At 43.9% G+C, this 16,071-nt stretch carries 15 protein-coding genes; 1 reads left to right on the top strand and 14 read right to left on the bottom strand.

Annotated elements, in window-relative coordinates; translation table 11 throughout:
- Positions 1–2: 2 nt before the first annotated feature.
- From AC1IR0_RS07095 to hcaE, 8 genes are all read right to left on the bottom strand, one after another.
- Positions 3–938, bottom strand: coding sequence for a cation diffusion facilitator family transporter (locus AC1IR0_RS07095; RefSeq protein WP_044111824.1), 936 nt, complete (start codon positions 936–938; stop codon positions 3–5).
- A gap of 181 nt (positions 939–1,119) precedes the next feature.
- Positions 1,120–2,025, bottom strand: coding sequence for a DMT family transporter (locus tag AC1IR0_RS07090; protein ID WP_409651772.1), 906 nt, complete (start codon positions 2,023–2,025; stop codon positions 1,120–1,122).
- A gap of 168 nt (positions 2,026–2,193) precedes the next feature.
- Complete coding sequence (hcaD, locus tag AC1IR0_RS07085) at positions 2,194–3,420, bottom strand: 3-phenylpropionate/cinnamic acid dioxygenase ferredoxin--NAD(+) reductase subunit (RefSeq protein ID WP_409651769.1); 1,227 nt, start codon at positions 3,418–3,420, stop codon at positions 2,194–2,196.
- Between the two features lie 4 nt (positions 3,421–3,424).
- Positions 3,425–4,390 carry a 3-carboxyethylcatechol 2,3-dioxygenase gene (locus AC1IR0_RS07080; RefSeq protein ID WP_005245895.1) on the bottom strand — a complete coding sequence of 322 codons (966 nt, stop codon included), beginning with the start codon at positions 4,388–4,390 and terminating at the stop codon, positions 3,425–3,427.
- 73 nt (positions 4,391–4,463) lie between these two features.
- On the bottom strand, positions 4,464–5,279 hold the full coding sequence (gene hcaB / locus AC1IR0_RS07075; RefSeq protein ID WP_409651766.1) for a 3-phenylpropionate-dihydrodiol/cinnamic acid-dihydrodiol dehydrogenase: 816 nt from the start codon (positions 5,277–5,279) through the stop codon (positions 4,464–4,466).
- Between the two features lie 2 nt (positions 5,280–5,281).
- A complete protein-coding gene (hcaC, locus tag AC1IR0_RS07070; protein ID WP_129716850.1) occupies positions 5,282–5,611 on the bottom strand; it encodes a 3-phenylpropionate/cinnamic acid dioxygenase ferredoxin subunit in 330 nt (109 codons plus the stop codon).
- Entirely contained in the window at positions 5,611–6,129 is a 519-nt protein-coding gene (gene hcaF, locus AC1IR0_RS07065; RefSeq protein ID WP_129716852.1) for a 3-phenylpropionate/cinnamic acid dioxygenase subunit beta, read from the bottom strand. The genes hcaC and hcaF overlap by 1 nt, the downstream gene beginning before the upstream one ends.
- The gene (gene hcaE, locus AC1IR0_RS07060) at positions 6,126–7,493 is read right to left on the bottom strand and encodes a 3-phenylpropionate/cinnamic acid dioxygenase subunit alpha (protein ID WP_409651761.1); all 1,368 of its coding nucleotides are present in this window, start codon (positions 7,491–7,493) and stop codon (positions 6,126–6,128) included. The genes hcaF and hcaE overlap by 4 nt, the downstream gene beginning before the upstream one ends.
- Before the next feature lie 281 nt (positions 7,494–7,774).
- Between hcaE and hcaR the strand changes: the two genes are divergently transcribed.
- Positions 7,775–8,683 (top strand): DNA-binding transcriptional regulator HcaR, encoded by a 909-nt coding sequence (gene hcaR / locus AC1IR0_RS07055; RefSeq protein ID WP_044111817.1) that lies wholly within the window; start codon positions 7,775–7,777, stop codon positions 8,681–8,683.
- A 381-nt stretch (positions 8,684–9,064) separates the two neighbouring features.
- Here the strand turns inward: hcaR and AC1IR0_RS07050 are convergent, their stop codons facing one another.
- From AC1IR0_RS07050 to AC1IR0_RS07025, 6 genes are all read right to left on the bottom strand, one after another.
- Entirely contained in the window at positions 9,065–9,925 is an 861-nt protein-coding gene (locus AC1IR0_RS07050; RefSeq protein WP_004278523.1) for an alpha/beta fold hydrolase, read from the bottom strand.
- A 279-nt stretch (positions 9,926–10,204) separates the two neighbouring features.
- Complete coding sequence (locus AC1IR0_RS07045; protein WP_409651754.1) at positions 10,205–11,467, bottom strand: OprD family outer membrane porin; 1,263 nt, start codon at positions 11,465–11,467, stop codon at positions 10,205–10,207.
- A 429-nt stretch (positions 11,468–11,896) separates the two neighbouring features.
- On the bottom strand, positions 11,897–12,916 hold the full coding sequence (gene dmpG, locus AC1IR0_RS07040; RefSeq protein ID WP_005245890.1) for a 4-hydroxy-2-oxovalerate aldolase: 1,020 nt from the start codon (positions 12,914–12,916) through the stop codon (positions 11,897–11,899).
- Positions 12,917–12,928: 12 nt separating this feature from the next.
- Positions 12,929–13,825: an acetaldehyde dehydrogenase (acetylating) gene (locus AC1IR0_RS07035; protein ID WP_213686463.1), complete on the bottom strand. Its 897-nt coding sequence runs from the start codon at positions 13,823–13,825 to the stop codon at positions 12,929–12,931.
- 24 nt (positions 13,826–13,849) lie between these two features.
- Positions 13,850–14,647: a 2-keto-4-pentenoate hydratase gene (locus tag AC1IR0_RS07030; RefSeq protein WP_086044161.1), complete on the bottom strand. Its 798-nt coding sequence runs from the start codon at positions 14,645–14,647 to the stop codon at positions 13,850–13,852.
- Between the two features lie 407 nt (positions 14,648–15,054).
- Positions 15,055–15,723: an HAD-IA family hydrolase gene (locus tag AC1IR0_RS07025; protein ID WP_005250564.1), complete on the bottom strand. Its 669-nt coding sequence runs from the start codon at positions 15,721–15,723 to the stop codon at positions 15,055–15,057.
- Between the last annotated feature and the right edge of the window lie 348 nt (positions 15,724–16,071).

Genomic DNA, 16,071 nt, shown 5'->3' with positions numbered 1-16,071 from the left:
CTTTATACACGACCTTGAGTTCGTTCCAGCCATACGGCCTTGGTTTGGGGTTTCACAAATAAAGCAATAATTTCCGGGTGCAGCTGTTTAATCTGCGCTTCGATCCGGTTGACACAGGCTTCAATTTCATCAGAAGTTAAATCATCTTTAAATTCCAGACTCAATGATGCAATGACTTGCTGAGCACCCATCTGCTCAGTCAATACCCCATTAGCACTAAAAACTGCCGCATCCTGTTGAGCAATGTTCAATACATCTTCACGCAGTTTTGGATCTGCCGTTTCACCCAGTAACAAACCTTTGGTTTCACGTGCCAGAAACCAGGCAGAAACCGCCAGAACAATACCAATTAAAATCGATGCGGCACCGTCCAATTCAGGAATATTCAGTTGATGCGCCAGAAAGATACCGACCAGAGCAATCACCAAGCCGACCAGGGCGGCAGTATCTTCAAATAACACGGTAAAGGTCGTTGGATCTTTACTGTGTCGAAAGGCTTCAAAATATCCCAGATTTCCCTTTTGTTTACGAAAGGTTTTTAAAGCCACTGACCATGAAAATCCTTCAAAAAGAATCGCCAGACCCAGCACAATATAATTGATCAATGGGTCCCGCATGACTTCAGGCTGAAGAATATGCTGTATCCCTTGATAGATGGACACGATCGCACCCAAGGCAAAAACCATCAATGCCACAATAAAAGCCCAAAAATACAGTTCACGCCCATAACCAAAAGGATGTTTGGCATTTGCCGGTTTTTCTGATTTTTTCATGCCATATAACAGTAAAATTTCATTCAAGGTATCTACTACGGAATGAATTGCCTCACTGAACATGGCAGAACTATTGGTTATATAGGACGCAACAAATTTCACCAGCGCAATCGCCAGATTACCAAACAGGGCTGCATAGACTACGATTTTATTGGATTCAGACATCCTGACACTGTCCTAAATAAGCTTGTGCAAGCTTGAATGATTTATGTATCAAAATCTTAATCATTTATTTTTGAAAGTTGTTTTACAAATTGTTGCTTAGTCGTGATCTCTCACGTTGTTGAATCACTTTACTCTCTACTAAAATAATAAAAGGGCTTTCGCCCTTTTGGTTTTTACAGTTTTAATGCTTGGAAAAATACTGCTCGCGCCACTCTTTCCAGAAATACATGATGATCCCGAACATCACCACAGCAATTCCCGCAAAAGCATGACTGCTGATAATTTCATGATTTAAGGTTGCTCCCAATACCAGAGCGATCACCGGCGTCATCACATTACTCAATGAAACGGTCGAAGCATTTAGACGGCGAATCAGCCAGAAATAACACAGCATTGCCACAATCGAAGACATGATCATGGTAAATACAAAACCGATCATTGCCTGTGTGCTAGGCAACTGAGTCGGCATATGTTGCCAGATAAACGGCACTAAAATGACTGAACCAGCCGCGGAGACCAGCAATGACCCCGTCGCTTGCGACATCGGACTCAAGGGTGCACTAATCTGTTTAACCCAGAAGATTGAGCTGATATAAGACACCATACTGATCAGCATCAGTACCACACCCCAAGGATTAATCTTGCTATCTGCCGAGTCGGCGAAAACAAAACACAAACCAGCGACGGCCACTGCCATGCCGAGCCATTGCAGCCAGATCAATTTATGGGTTTTTAAAATCATATGTCCGATTAAATCGGCGATCAGCGGTGAAAAACCAAAAATCAGTGCCATCAATCCTGAGGTCAGATAATTGGCCGCCAGATAAATAAACAGCTGCGCGCCAATTAAATTCAAACTGCCTGCCAGATAACTTTTCATTGAAGTGCGGTCAAAAGGCAGCGGATCGCGCATGATTTTCAACAGGAACAACGCAATAATCGAGGCACCAAAATAGCGAATGATCAGCACCCACATCGGGTGAATCTCGGCCACGCTCCAGACAATCGCCAGTGGCGTTGTCGCCCAGATCAGCACCAATAAAGCGTAAATACTTGCCGTGACCGGCAATGAAGATGAAGAACTCATACGTCTCCTAAACGAGACCAAGAAGTTCTGGATCAGCAACTTCAAAAATAGCGTATAGCGAATTCATGCTGAGATGAAGTTTTAATTTTTGATAAATTCATCAAGTTTCGTGCATAAAAAACAGACCTATGCAAAACATAGGTCTGTCCAAAGATATCTCAATACAACTTAAGCAATTTTGCGTAAGTCTTGCGCGATATCCAAATGTTTTTCAACATCAAACGCCGTATTTTTGCTGATCATTTTTTTCAAATGACGCATTTCTTTGGCTGCATTCACGGTAATCCCGCCAACGATCTGACCATCTGTCACACCATACATCACGAATGAATTGTCTGCACCTTTGGCTGCATCCATTTCACCACGGATATGCCATTCAGCTGCGGCCATATCGCCGACAAACTGGAAATTGATATTCAGCTGATCCGTCCAGAACCAGGCCGGATTGGCTTTCGGATGTTCCACCCCCATCACGTGACGCGCAAAGATACCTGCCTGAAGGTTGGCATTTTCCCAGGTTTCCACGCGGCGGTGATTGCCACAGTCACGCAACTGAGTCGCAACATCGCCTGCTGCATAAATGTCAGCATTCGAGGTTTGGCAATGTTCATTGACTTTAATCGCAACATCAACGTCCAGACCTGCATCTACTGCAAGCTGTGCATTTGGCACGATCCCGATTCCGTAAACTACAGCATCAGCACGAAGCTCTTCACCGCCTTCCAGCGTTACCACGACTTCTTCACCATCTAAACGGCAATCTGCAATCTTGGTTTCAAGACGCACATCAACCTGGTTTTGACGATGCTGTTCCAGCAGGAATTCGCTCAGGATTTGTGGTGAACAACGGCCCATGACCATTGGACCCATTTCGATCACAGTCACCTGACAGTCTTTGTAACGTGCTGAAGATGCCAGCTCAAGACCAATCACGCCACCACCAATCAGGATGATACGTCGACCGGCTTGAAGCACAGGCACCAGCGCTTGTGAATCTTCCAGGTTACGCAGGGTATAAACGTGTTTGCCCAAAGCATCGAAATTAGGCAAACGGCGCGCGGCGCCACCTGTTGCAAGCAAGAGTTTGTCGTAAGCAACAACATCACCGTTCAGGAGTTCAACCGTTTTCGCTTCGGCATTGATTTTCATCACGCCATTACCGCGAATTGTTTCCACCCCTAAATCTGCCAGTTTCTGTTCTGACAGGATTTCGATCTTGGTCTCTTCAGGTTTTAGAATCACATCTTTAGACAACGGTGGACGCTCATAAGGAAGATGGCTTTCATCACCAATTAAAGTGATTTTGCCTTCATACTTGTTGCCACGAAGTTCTAAAATTGCGCTCGCACCTGCCTGGCCAGCACCCACGATCACGATGTTGTTTACGTTGCTCATTTTCTTAACCTTTTAACTCTGCAGATACGATACCGAAGCCGGCAATCCATTCGCTGATGTCTTCATAGCAATGCGTGGTCATTTCATACTCACCCATTTCGCTTAAGGCAGCGAAGGCAGCCATCCAAGAACGGACTTCCTGACCACCACGACCACCATCACGGCGGATTTCAGCTTCAGTCATCGCTTCTAATGTTGCAAAATCAGCGTTCTTGAAGGTTTCTAGCAGGGCAATATCCCATTCAGCATTCAGAGGCACGGCAACTGACGTATCCCCTGCTGCCAGCTTTTGACCCACTGCAATAATTTTGGATTGACGTGCATGACGTGCTTCAGGCGTTGGATAACGGCCTGCAATCAGGAACTCTTCCACTTCTGGCGGTACTGCACCCATTTGCGGTGTAGGTGGATCATGTGACAGACCACCGGTACCTAAAACAAGCACACGCTCGTTTTCAAGGTTTAAAGACTTGATGTATTGACCCACAGCACGGCCCAAAGCGATGGTACGCTTGGTGGTTGGCATAGGTGCAGCAGCGCCATTAATAAAAATTGGAATCGTTGGATAACGGTCAAGTTTGCCTTCACACAGGAAATGTAAGGGCTGAGTCACGCCATGGTCAGCCTGCATACGGTATGAGTAGGCAACATCCACGCCTTCATCCAGTACACGTCGAACCAGATCTAATGCCTTGTCTTCAGGTACATCAATATGGTCATTGTCCTTGCCATAATCCCAGTCACCTGCAGCTTTGGCACGAATACCGACGCAGAAACTTGGCATCAGGTCATAGAAGAAACCATTAAAATGATCTGGACCAAAAGTGATGATCAGGGTTGGGTCGTAAGCTTTTACTTCAGCAGAGAGTTTTTCAAAAGCAGCACGAACTTTTTGCTTTTTTGATTGATCTTGAGGTGAAGCAAATTCCATTAAAGGACTGTGCGATGCACAAATAAGTTTAACGGCCATGAGAGACTCCTAGAAGGAAAGCAGCCCTGAGAGAAGAGGCTGCCGGTAAGTCCATTTGAATGAGACTAGATGTTTATTCGTCAAAGAAACCTGCACGTGGCTGACGTAGGCCACGAATACCCAGACCGCATTCTGCATTGATCAGAACACCAGTCAAAGGACGGTTGTTTTGACGAGATGCCAACAGCACGTATGAACCGGTCATATCTTCCGGTTCAGGCAAGAAATTCAGTGGCATGCCACGTGCAATTTTCTCAGGATCACGTGCATCGAGCAGGCCCACATTTTCCTGACCCAGCGATGCCGCACCTTTGATATTCACATTCATACCTGACGGTGCAACAGCGTTCACTCGTACTTTAGGCGCAAGCTCGTAAGCCAGTTCTTTCATAACCCCGACACCCGCATGCTTAGATGCAGTATATACAGGGCCTCCGCCAGCGGAGTACAGTGCCGAATTAGACAAAGTAAATATGATAGAACCTTCAGAAGCGATCAATGCATCCAGTGCAGCCTTCGCACCGAAGATCAGAGATTTGGTATTGATGCCCATAATCTCGTCAAAGGCTTTTTCTAGTTGCTCACCAGAGGTATTGACGATATCGGCATAGTGATCCCAAATACCGGCATTACCAACGAAACAGTCCAGCTTACCAAAACGCTCAACGGTGGCTTGAACAGCACGGACATTGTCTGCATAGCTGGCTACATCACCTTCAATCGCAAGAACTTTATCACCGAAGTGTTCGTTCAAGGCATCCACTTTCGCTTTTGAACGTTGAAGAACAGCGACTTGTGCACCTTCTTCCAGGAAACGCTCAACCAAAGCCCAACCTAAACCCGAACCACCACCCGTGATCAGTGCAACTTCGCCTTGTAGCCAACCCATGATTACTCTCCTGCCATCTCTACATATAATGCGCCGTCTTCAACCACCACCGGGAATGTTTGAATTGGATCAGTTGCCGGCAAGCAAAGTGCTTCACCGGTTTTCAAACAGAAACGGGCAGCATGAAGCGGGCATTCCACTGTACCGTCGTCTTCAAGATAACCTTCAGACATAGACGCATTACCATGTGAACAACGGTCGTTCATGGCGAAAAATTCACCACCGCCATTGTTAAATACAGCCAGCGCTTCGATACCGTTTACGCCACAATCTACTTTTAACGCTTCGCCTTCGTCTAATTCGTCAACTTGGCAAACAAAAATCTTATTCATTAGAAGAACACACTCAGGTTATGTGAGCTATATGTCGCTTGATCAAGCGTGATCTTACGGTTGAAGATCTGGAAGTCGAGGCCGCCTTCAACTTTACGGATCTTGTCATGGCGTTTACCGCAGTAAATGACAATGTCTTTCTCTTTTTGCGTACGATATAGCAAATAGGTTACGTACACGTCGTATTCGCCTTCAACTTCAGTTGGCTCTACGATCACGTTGCTCACCATGTGGGTGGTACGTGATGGAGGCTCTTCAGCCCAAGCCATACCGGTTTCCAGACGCGCTACACGACGCTCTAAAAGGTCTTTCGAATCGTTGAACACCCAAGTGGTAGGTGGTTCAACTGAACGACGACGGTCACGGGTTTGTGCGTTTGGTGTGGTACGTAGCGTGTAAGAAATATCTTCAGCTAACGTGTCTAACCACTCGCGGAATTTCCAATCGTCTAGCAATTTTGCTTCGCGATACAGGAACTGACTAATTTGGTGATGAAGTTCTAAGCTGATTTGACTCATTTCATAAGCTCCTTCTCATATTCGTCAGCTGCTTTTTCCACGTCTTCCCATTTTTCATGGATCAATAAATCTGCCCAGCGGCGGTACATACCACGTGCTGCAGTTTCAGAGAAAATGTAGTTGGTGATACCCGGGATACCATCTTCACGTACTTTTTCGTTGCCTTTACCCATTTCCATAATGAGTTTGTTTTGACGCGCTTTATAACCACGTAAAACTTTTTGAATTTCAATCCAGTTCTCAGAGTCATCTTGCTCGAGGAAACCGGCTGGACCAAAGGCACGCGTTGCAGAACGTTCAAATGCTTCTTTCACTTCTTGAGATGCTTCAGCATCCGCAATACAGAATGCCCATACTTCGGTTTTGTTTGGACCACGTGGATGCCATACGCGAAGTGTTGCAGTACCGTTCAACCAAGACAAAGTTGGGAACATGGTGTTGTGACCTGCAAGACGCAGTGCACGAGTCTCGCCTAGGCGCTCTTTAACTTCGTCGTAAGTTTCACGGAAGTAGTTGGCAACTTCACCGTCAACCCATACGTTTGCGTCTGGTTTCTCTGTGAAGAAGAAGCCTGAACCATGACCACGTGAACCGTACTGGATCGCGTCTTTGGCAGTTTCCCAAACTGGACGAGCCGTTTGTGCAGCACCTAATTTCTTAGAAGATTCGTCGTCTGGTTTCGCGCCCAATACTTGGATCGCAGAAGCGTGAGAGAACAAGGCGTGATATTGGTCAGATGCAAACTGTTCCGCTGCAAATTTCCAGTTACACTCGATTTCCCACTTGTGTACACCACCAATGATTTCAGTACCACCTGGACGACGGTCAACAACGCCATCTAAATACCAAGCGATATCGCCCATGTATTCTTCTAGATCAGGTGTGGTTTCATCCCAACAAGCGAATACCAAGCCTTTGTAAGACTTCACACGATTCACTTCAACCAGACCCCATTGCTCTTTACATGCACCATGCGGGTAAGCACGATCTTCAAGCGGGATATCTTTTAAAGAACCGTCAATGCCATATGACCAGCCGTGGTATGGGCAAGTAAATGCACGGGTATTACCACAGTCAGCGAAGCTCACACGCATAGAACGGTGACGGCACTGGTTTAAAAATGCTTTGATTGAGCCGTCTTTTTGATGTGCCACAATGATTGGATCTTCACCCATGTAGGTATTGAAGAAATCACCAGCCTTAGGAATTTGGCTTTCATGGCAAAGGAATAACCAAGTACGACCGAAAACACGTTCGAGTTCTAATTCGTAAATGTCAGGATCTGTATAAATAGATGGCGTAATACGTCCATTTTGTGCATCGACTAAAGCATCGATTTCGCGCACATCAATTTTTCCACTCATGAAAAGCTCTCCTGTGACCTATCTTTGGCACAAAGTAATAGACTCAACTTTTCAACGATGATGGATTTGACAGCGTTTTTCGGGAAATATTTTTTTTGTTTCAATTAAGAGCTTAAAACAATTATTAAGCACGTGAATTTTTATATTAAAACATCTATTAATCCCGCCAGAGCATTTAGTTTATGAATGGGAAAATAATCTTCACGACATAGTTGTTTATAGATTATACTTTGAGGAAATTATAGTAAGACATTTTTTGGATTACTCTTTGGGTTGATGACATGGAATTACGACACCTTCGCTACTTTATCACCGTTGCTGAAGAGCTCAATTTTAGTAAGGCAGCACTTAAACTTTATACGGCTCAACCCTCACTTAGCCAGCAAATCAAAGACCTGGAAGAAGATGTCGGGGTAAAGCTACTCAACCGGACCAAACGTAAAGTAGAGCTGACCGAAGAAGGCGCCGTATTCCTGGAACAGGCCCGTCTCACCCTTGCACAGGCGGACAAAGCCGTTGCCATGGCACGTCAGGTGTCACAGGCCAAACAGCAAATGCTCCGTATCGGTTTTGTACCGGTAGCCGAGATGAAAATCTTCCCCTATATCTTGCCAAATCTACGTGTACAGAACCCAGATTTAAAAATTGAACTGCTCAGCCTGAACAACAATGAGCAGATGCGTTTGTTAAAAAAAGGTGATCTAGATCTGACATTTACCCGTCATAATTTCAATAGTGATGAAATTGAAAGCCAGTTCGTGATTCGTGAACCGCTGATTTTTCTCCTGCCTAAAGATCACCCCTTAGCAAAATACGAAAGAATTCCTGTTAAAGCATTGAATGGTATTGATTTTATTATTCCATCAGCAGAGCAGTCCTTGACCCTGAACCAGGCTATTCTGGACTTTGCCAAAGCCAACGGCATTGAACTCAATATCGTGCAAAAGGCCGATAATATTTTATTTAATATCAACTCGATCGGAATGGGCCTAGGCTGTACCATTTTGCCTGGCTATATTGCACCACTAACCATGGATAATACCGTGATTCGTCCGCTGGACGTGGAGTTGCCCTATTTAGACCTGTATGTCAGCTACCATAAAAACAACAAATCCTATGTCGTGAGCAAATTTCTTGAGCTTTTGACCCGTGTGTTCTATCTGGATATTAACCGTAGCGAACAAAATTAATCCTATTTCTTCCCTGCATTAGGCATATGCCATTCAACTTATGATAGGCATGTGCTTTTTTTGTTTTATTATTTTATGCTTAAGAATCCATTTTTAATTCTATTTTATAATAAAGAATCTATTTCTGGCGCTTAAATTTGTCACTTGCCCTTGACCCAAATTGTGTATTTTTAGCTCTAAATGTACTGCATTTACCACTTAAGTCTAATAAAGTTTCATTCGGATTTTTCTCAGTTTAAATAGCTCGAACCTATAAAAATTATTAGATTTTTATATTTATTCAAATAAATGAGAATCAAACTTACTTAGGTGCGCTACCTTAAATATTTCCGATATAAAAAAGGATGACCAAAGCCATCCTTTTTTAAAACTGTATCAAACTTATTTTACGCCGTGTACAGCCAGGTAGTTTTTGATCACAGTGTTGAACTCATCTGCTTTTTCAACTTGAGACCAGTGACCGCATTGGCTGAAGATATGTGCATCAGCATTTGGCACGATGTTCAGGATGTCCCAAGTACGAGAAACCGGAATCACCACGTCTTGCGTACCATGAATCAATAGTACAGGCACAGTAATGTCTTTCATTTTTTCGAAGTCTAATGGGAATTCGAAACGGTCACGGTCACGTGCGCCAACCACATCCATTAAACGATTTGATGCATAGTCATTTGCAGCAGAAGCAAAACGTACTTTTACCAGTTCATCAGTAATCAGGTCTTTGTTTACGACAAACATAGAAAGGGTTTTCTTGATTCCTTCTTCTGTAAGAACTGGGTTTGCGTGAGCTTTAAGTGCAGCTGTCTGTTTCGCACCGCCCGTACCCATAGACACGATACCCAAAATACGATCTGGATAATCCAATGCCATCTGGAATGCTAACCAGCCACCCAGAGAGTTACCGACCAACCAGGTTTTTTCGATACCCAAAGCATCTAGCGTACGGATCGCATGATCTACCCAGGCACGGATACCATATTCAGTACCCGGTGCAACCACAGTTTGGCCATAACCAATGGTATCAATCGCGATACAACGCGCTTGCTCACCAATTTGTGGCAGGTTTAACCACCAGTTTGCCGCTGCCGATACACCTGTACCTGAACCGTGTAAAAATAGAATAGGCGTACCTTCACCAATTTCGTGGTAATGGGTCAACTCGCCTTCAGCAGTTTCAATCCATTTGTCTTCTAAGCCAAAGAATGGATCTGTTTGATAGTCAGGGATTTGAACAGTGCTCATATTGCTTCCTCTTACAGTCTTTCGCTTGCGTGTCCCTCTATTTTCAAGAATTCGACGTCAAGTTGACTCATTAAAATGACTTGTGTACACCCTTATATTAACCGCTCAACCGCAGCAAACTGATACAAAATTACGATTGCACCCAACAAAATAGATATAATTTAAGTATTTGTTTTATATATTTTTTTATAAATTAAACCCTACATAAACTAAGGCTTTAACTGCATTCTTAAACCAAAAAGCAGCCAGAAGACTGACTGCTTTTAAAATATACGCGTATTAGAATTTATGCGTATAAGTGGTGGCGACACGGTATTCTTGCAGGTCTGGTTTTGCTGGATTGGCAAAATTCACATCAATATACATCGCCTGTACACCCAAACCTTTTAATTTACCTTCTGGCACAGTGTAGTTCACGATGGCATTCACTTCATCCGTATTGAAGTTCTGACCTTGATACGCCCCAGTACCTTTCTGATCATAACCTTTGAAATATACTGCTGTTACATTTAAGCCTTTTGCACCCATTTCAGAGAAATCATAGCCATAAGCAACATTCCATGACTTTTCTTCAGGCGCGGTAAAGGTCGCTACCCCCCAGTTCGCCAGATAAGGCTGTGGCACCCAGCCACCCAATGTCGGGAATGGGCTATTACCAAACATTTGCTGGTAACCCACACCTACGCTATGTGCACCATGATTCACTTTTGCAGCGACAGATAATGCCTGGTTATCGATCTCACCATACAGCTTGTCACCTGACTCCGAGTTATCGAAGTAACGAATGTGGCTATCTAATTTGGTTTTTTCACCGAGCGCAGTTTTGTAATTGACACCTAGATAATGCTGTTGATAAATGTCTTGAACATCGGCATACCAGTAGCTCGCACCTACTTCTTTAGTGAGTTGGTGGTCTACACCCGCAATCCACATGCCATCAGCTTCAGCACCCGTATCATAGAAACTTGGTGGAGCAAATTTAGTTAAGTCACGGAACTGGTTGTCATAACGGTTGTTAATACCATCAATATACGCCAGAGTTAACTTGGTATCCTTAAGGTCTTTAGACTCTAACCAAGCGCCACTATAAGTCGTTAATAACTGACGGGATGGATCGAATACCAAGACTGGAGATACAGGCAATAACTCGCCGACTTTCAGCTCAGTTTGTGAAACTTTGGCTTTTAAGGTCGCGCCGACTTTACCGAAATGATCTTTTGATTCTTTGCCATCGTGCGGTAAAACCCAGTCCGGATTTTTATCATGGCCGTTGAGTTTGACTGCATGTTGCACCAGTACATCAGCACCAACCTGCACACCACCACCGATATCGTGATAACCGGACTTGGCATCCAGAGTCACCCCTTGTGACCAAGAACCCCAGTTACGTGATGAATAGTCATCTTGATACTGACGGTCTAGATAAAAGTTTTTAAATTTGAGTTGAACATTGCTGTCGTCAATAAAGTCTGCATTCGTTGCAGTTGTCCCTAAAGTTGCTGTCGCAGCAAGCATTGCAATCCATAAATTGTGACGACGCATGATGAGTTCCCCATTCAGCTGATAAAATCCATGCAGCCATCATGCGCAAGTCGGTTTAAATAAAAAATCCGACCACAGTATTAAACTTTTGCTCTTTTAGCTCTGCATATTCCGGGCCCAGATTTAAGCACTCAATCTCTTAGATTTTAAACCGATTAATGAAAATAAAAATTTGACCAGATATTTAATTCAAATTTCTGTTTCCTATATTAATAAGCGCAATTTTTTTAAAAACTTTAAGATAATATTTTTTATTTATCGTTTTTATGTTTAAGGAAAAAATTAAACTGAAATAATCTTCACATAGCACTATAACTAAAATATCTGAGATCAGAGTTTTAATATATTATTAAATCTACTTCATAATAAAAAAGCATCCACTTTGGATGCTTTTTTATTAGCCTTATTTTAATACGATTGCATTAAAAATTAAGCTTGTAACTCACGCGCTTTAGACATGGTTAATGCCAGGTCTTCAATCATGTCTTCCTGACCACCAACCGTACCACGGCGACCAAGTTCCATCAGGATTTCACGCGCAGATACGCCATATTTCGCTTCAGCGCGTTTAGCAAACAACAGGAATGAAGAGTAAACACCGGCATAACCTAAAGTTGCCGCATCACGGTCGGCACGGATCGGGTTGTGCATCATTGGAATCACCAGATCTTCAGCAACGTCTTGTACTTTAAACAAGTCAACACCAGTGTCCATACCCATACGGTTTGCCACAGCGATAAACAATTCGAGTGGTGTATTACCCGCACCAGCACCTAAACCTGCAGACGCCAAATCAACACGTACCGCACCTGCTTGAACCGCAGCAACAGTATTCGATACACCCATGCCTAAGTTGTGGTGACCGTGGAAACCAAGCTCAATGCTTGAATCCAAGTGTTGACGTAAGTGACCCACACGGTCGATCACGTCCTGCGGAAGCATATAACCCGCTGAATCTGTCACGTAAATACAGTTTGCACCGTAAGACACCATCTTGTTTGCTTCTTCAAGCAATTTTTCAGGAGATGCCATATGCGCCAACATTAAGAAACCGACGGTGTCCATTTCTAGTTTACGTGCAGCGGTGATGTGCTGCTCAGAACAATCCGCTTCAGTACAATGCGTCGCCACACGAATGGTAGAGACACCAATTTCATGTGCCATTTTCAAATGGTCAACCGTACCGATACCAGGAAGAAGCAATGCAGAAATTTTTGCATTTTTCATACGTGGCACAACAGCAGACAAATATTCTTCATCTGTTGCAGCAGCAAAACCGTAGTTCACTGATGAACCGCCCAGGCCGTCACCGTGCGTTACTTCAATTAAAGGTACGCCTGCATCATCAAGTGCGGTTGAAATTGCAATCATTTGCTCAACAGTCGTTTGATGGCGCTGCGGGTGCATACCATCACGCAAAGTCATATCATGAACAATAATCTTAGACATTTTGGTATTCCTTTAAGCTTCAGCGATGTTGAACACATGTTCTGCGAACATTTCTGCAGTACGTGCAGCTGCTGCAGTCATAATATCCAGGTTGCCTGCGTATTTCGGCAGGAAGTCACCCAGACCTTCAACTTCCAAGTAAATTGATACACGGTTGCCATCAAATACCGGACCATTTACAAGCTTGTAACCTGGTACGTATTTTTGAACTTCCTTGATCATGGCATGTACAGATTCAGTGATCGCTGCCTGATCCGGCTCGCCTTCAACCAAGCAATGTACTGTGTCACGCATCATTAAAGGTGGCTCAGCCGGGTTAATGATGATGATCGCTTTACCCTGTTTCGCGCCGCCGACTTTCTCAATTGCACCCGCAGTGGTACGTGTGAATTCGTCGATGTTTTTACGCGTACCAGGACCTACAGATTTGGTCGATACAGTTGCAATGATCTCACCATATTCAACTGGTTGAACGCGAGAAACTGCAGCCACCATCGGAATCGTTGCCTGACCACCACAAGTCACCATGTTCACGTTAGGCACTTCGCCCGCTTGTAGCAATGCTTCAAGGTTGACTGGTGGTACACAAAATGGACCAATCGCAGCAGGCGTTAAGTCAATCATGAGCACGCCAAGTTCATTGAGCTTGCGGCTGTTTTCAGCATGGACATAGGCAGAAGTTGCGTCGAATGCAATTTTGATGTCATCTTCAAGAATATGAGGAAGCAGACCATCGACACCTTCAGCTGTGGTTTTTAAACCCATTTTTGCAGCACGCGCCAGACCTTCAGAAGTCGGGTCAATCCCCACCATCCAAACAGGCTCTAACCATTCGCTGCGTTGTAATTTATAAAGCAAATCAGTACCAATATTCCCTGGACCGATCATTGCACATTTAATCTTTTTCATGAATGTACTCTCTTGGAATCTTGATTATTCAGCAGCGAATGCAGCGGTTACTGAACCGAAGCCTTCAATTTCAACTTTGAATTCATCACCTGGTTGCGCCACAACCATTGGACCTAAAGCGCCCGTCAAGATGATGTCACCTGCCAACAATGGACGGCCACGACGCACCATTTCATCTGCAAGCCAAACCGCAGCATTGAGTGGGTTTGCAAGACATGCTTTACCCACGCCTTGAGAAACGACTTCCTCACCGCGCGTCATCACCATCTTGCAGTTCACCAGATCAAGTTTTTCTAACTTAACCGGCTGAGAACCCAAGACAAATGCAGCAGAAGATGCGTTATCCGCCACAGTATCAATCAGGCTGATTTTCCAGTTTTCGATACGGCTATCGACCACTTCAATTGCAGGCAGTGCATAATCAGTTGCGCTGATAATGTCTGCATACGTGTGTTTTTCTTTGGTTAAATCCTGGTTAATCACCAATGCGATTTCTGCTTCAACTTTCGGCTGAATCAGAAGGCCAGCTGGAATTGCTTCACCATCGCCATAGGCCATGTCGGCAAATAACATACCGAAATCCGGCTGATCTACACCCAGTTGCGCTTGAACGACTTTAGACGTCAAACCAATTTTACGACCCACCAGACGGCGACCTTCAGACAAAGCACGCTCGGTATTCACTTCCTGAACGGCATAGGCGATATCTACGTCAGCACTTTCACCGCCAAGTTCCGGGCGAATCGGTGCAATCGCAGTTTGTGATAATTCAGCGCTACGAAGTGCTTGTGCAACTGATTCAACAACAGCAGAATTCGACATCAATGTTTCCTTAAACTGCAAAAATTAGGCTTATGCCGGGATCTAAGAGGGACAGAAAATATGAAAATGATCAGGCTGATCATCCGCATGGACTGCCTTTCTCAGATCGAGCATAGGAATAAACAGTTTTAGGATGGGAAAAATCCGGCTTTTATGCCAATAGTTATTTTATTTTTTGCTATAGCTATTATCTATAAGGAGAATTCATAAAAATTTAAATAAAACAAAATCTTATTATTTAAAACACATCGCTATTTAGCAAAATAACTACCATAATATGACCGAATAAAATCAGTACAATTACGACTTTAGACTAAAAGATAAGAACCAGCGCTTAAATCTGCAGCATTCCCCAGCCAATTTAAACCGGGGAACTGCTTGTTTTTCATTACAACCAAGATACTGGATTAAACTGCTTGTTTCCATTGGACTTTAGCCAACAAAGCGCTATGCAAAGCAGCCACATCATCCACGATACAGACTGGATTAAATTGTGCTAAAAGTTCAGGTTCATGCACACCATAACTTACCCCAACGCTTGGCATGGCAATATTTTGCGCCATTTCCAGATCATAAGACGTATCACCGACCATAATCGCATGTTCAGCCTGCACACCGGTTTCCGCCAGAATTTCTTCTAACATGAGTGGATGAGGTTTAGAATGGGTTTCGCTGGCTGCGCGCGTACTCACAAACAGCTCTTCACTGTTCGTCTGTTTTAATACACGATCCAGACCTTTACGGCTTTTCCCTGTGGCTACTGCCAGCTTCACGCCTTGCTGCTGTAAATCTGCGAGCATGTGCGCTACGCCTTCAAACCAGGAATCTCCTGATGAGTTGGCAACATAATGATCGGAATAAGCCTGCAAAATATCCGTATGTAATTCTGGTACTGTCGGGAATAAACGCTGTGCAACTTCAGGTAAACCCAGTCCAATAATACTTTTCGCATCTGCATCCGTTAACGGCTGCTGAAATTGCTGTGCGGCAAACTGCAAACTCGCTACGATTTGACCGACTGAATCAAATAAAGTGCCATCCCAATCGAAAATGACCAATTTTACAGGTGAGTTCATAAAAGATTTCCTAGATTTGATTCAGTCTTGAAGCCCTCTCCTACAAGGAGAAGGAATTTTTCATTCTTAAGCAAATGACTTTAATAAAAGAACCAATAAAGTCGAATTATCAATGAAGTTTTAATTCAACATTACTATTTAATAAGTAACGTTCCCTCTCCTGAACGAGTTTAAAGCACTGCTTTAAACGACGTGCAAGAAGGAGACTTGCTCAGCAGTGCTGCTTAGGGAGAGGATTCTTTCGAAATTTAATCTCCCCTCTTGCGGAACAATGTTCCTCATCTTTAAGAAATAGGGGAATTCCCTCCTTTTTCAAAGGAGGGTGAGGGTGGATTAAATTTATTAAAA

The sequence above is a fragment of the Acinetobacter sp. 129952 genome (assembly GCF_056642055.1).
Note: the sequence above shows the minus strand (reverse complement) of the source record. Positions and strands in the feature narration are given on the sequence as shown.

Bases quoted from the DNA above. Each gene is read 5' to 3' on its own strand.
- dmpG (WP_005245890.1), bottom strand. From the start codon at position 12,916: ATGTCTAAGATTATTGTTCATGATATGACTTTGCGTGATGGTATGCAC.
- AC1IR0_RS07030 (WP_086044161.1), bottom strand. From the start codon at position 14,647: ATGTCGAATTCTGCTGTTGTTGAATCAGTTGCACAAGCACTTCGTAGC.
- hcaC (WP_129716850.1), bottom strand. From the start codon at position 5,611: ATGAATAAGATTTTTGTTTGCCAAGTTGACGAATTAGACGAAGGCGAA.
- hcaR (WP_044111817.1), top strand. From the start codon at position 7,775: ATGGAATTACGACACCTTCGCTACTTTATCACCGTTGCTGAAGAGCTC.
- hcaD (WP_409651769.1), bottom strand. From the start codon at position 3,420: ATGAGCAACGTAAACAACATCGTGATCGTGGGTGCTGGCCAGGCAGGT.
- hcaE (WP_409651761.1), bottom strand. From the start codon at position 7,493: ATGAGTGGAAAAATTGATGTGCGCGAAATCGATGCTTTAGTCGATGCA.
- AC1IR0_RS07080 (WP_005245895.1), bottom strand. From the start codon at position 4,390: ATGGCCGTTAAACTTATTTGTGCATCGCACAGTCCTTTAATGGAATTT.
- AC1IR0_RS07095 (WP_044111824.1), bottom strand. From the start codon at position 938: ATGTCTGAATCCAATAAAATCGTAGTCTATGCAGCCCTGTTTGGTAAT.
- AC1IR0_RS07045 (WP_409651754.1), bottom strand. From the start codon at position 11,467: ATGCGTCGTCACAATTTATGGATTGCAATGCTTGCTGCGACAGCAACT.
- AC1IR0_RS07090 (WP_409651772.1), bottom strand. From the start codon at position 2,025: ATGAGTTCTTCATCTTCATTGCCGGTCACGGCAAGTATTTACGCTTTA.
- AC1IR0_RS07025 (WP_005250564.1), bottom strand. From the start codon at position 15,723: ATGAACTCACCTGTAAAATTGGTCATTTTCGATTGGGATGGCACTTTA.
- hcaB (WP_409651766.1), bottom strand. From the start codon at position 5,279: ATGGGTTGGCTACAAGGCGAAGTTGCACTGATCACGGGTGGTGGTTCG.
- hcaF (WP_129716852.1), bottom strand. From the start codon at position 6,129: ATGAGTCAAATCAGCTTAGAACTTCATCACCAAATTAGTCAGTTCCTG.
- AC1IR0_RS07050 (WP_004278523.1), bottom strand. From the start codon at position 9,925: ATGAGCACTGTTCAAATCCCTGACTATCAAACAGATCCATTCTTTGGC.
- AC1IR0_RS07035 (WP_213686463.1), bottom strand. From the start codon at position 13,825: ATGAAAAAGATTAAATGTGCAATGATCGGTCCAGGGAATATTGGTACT.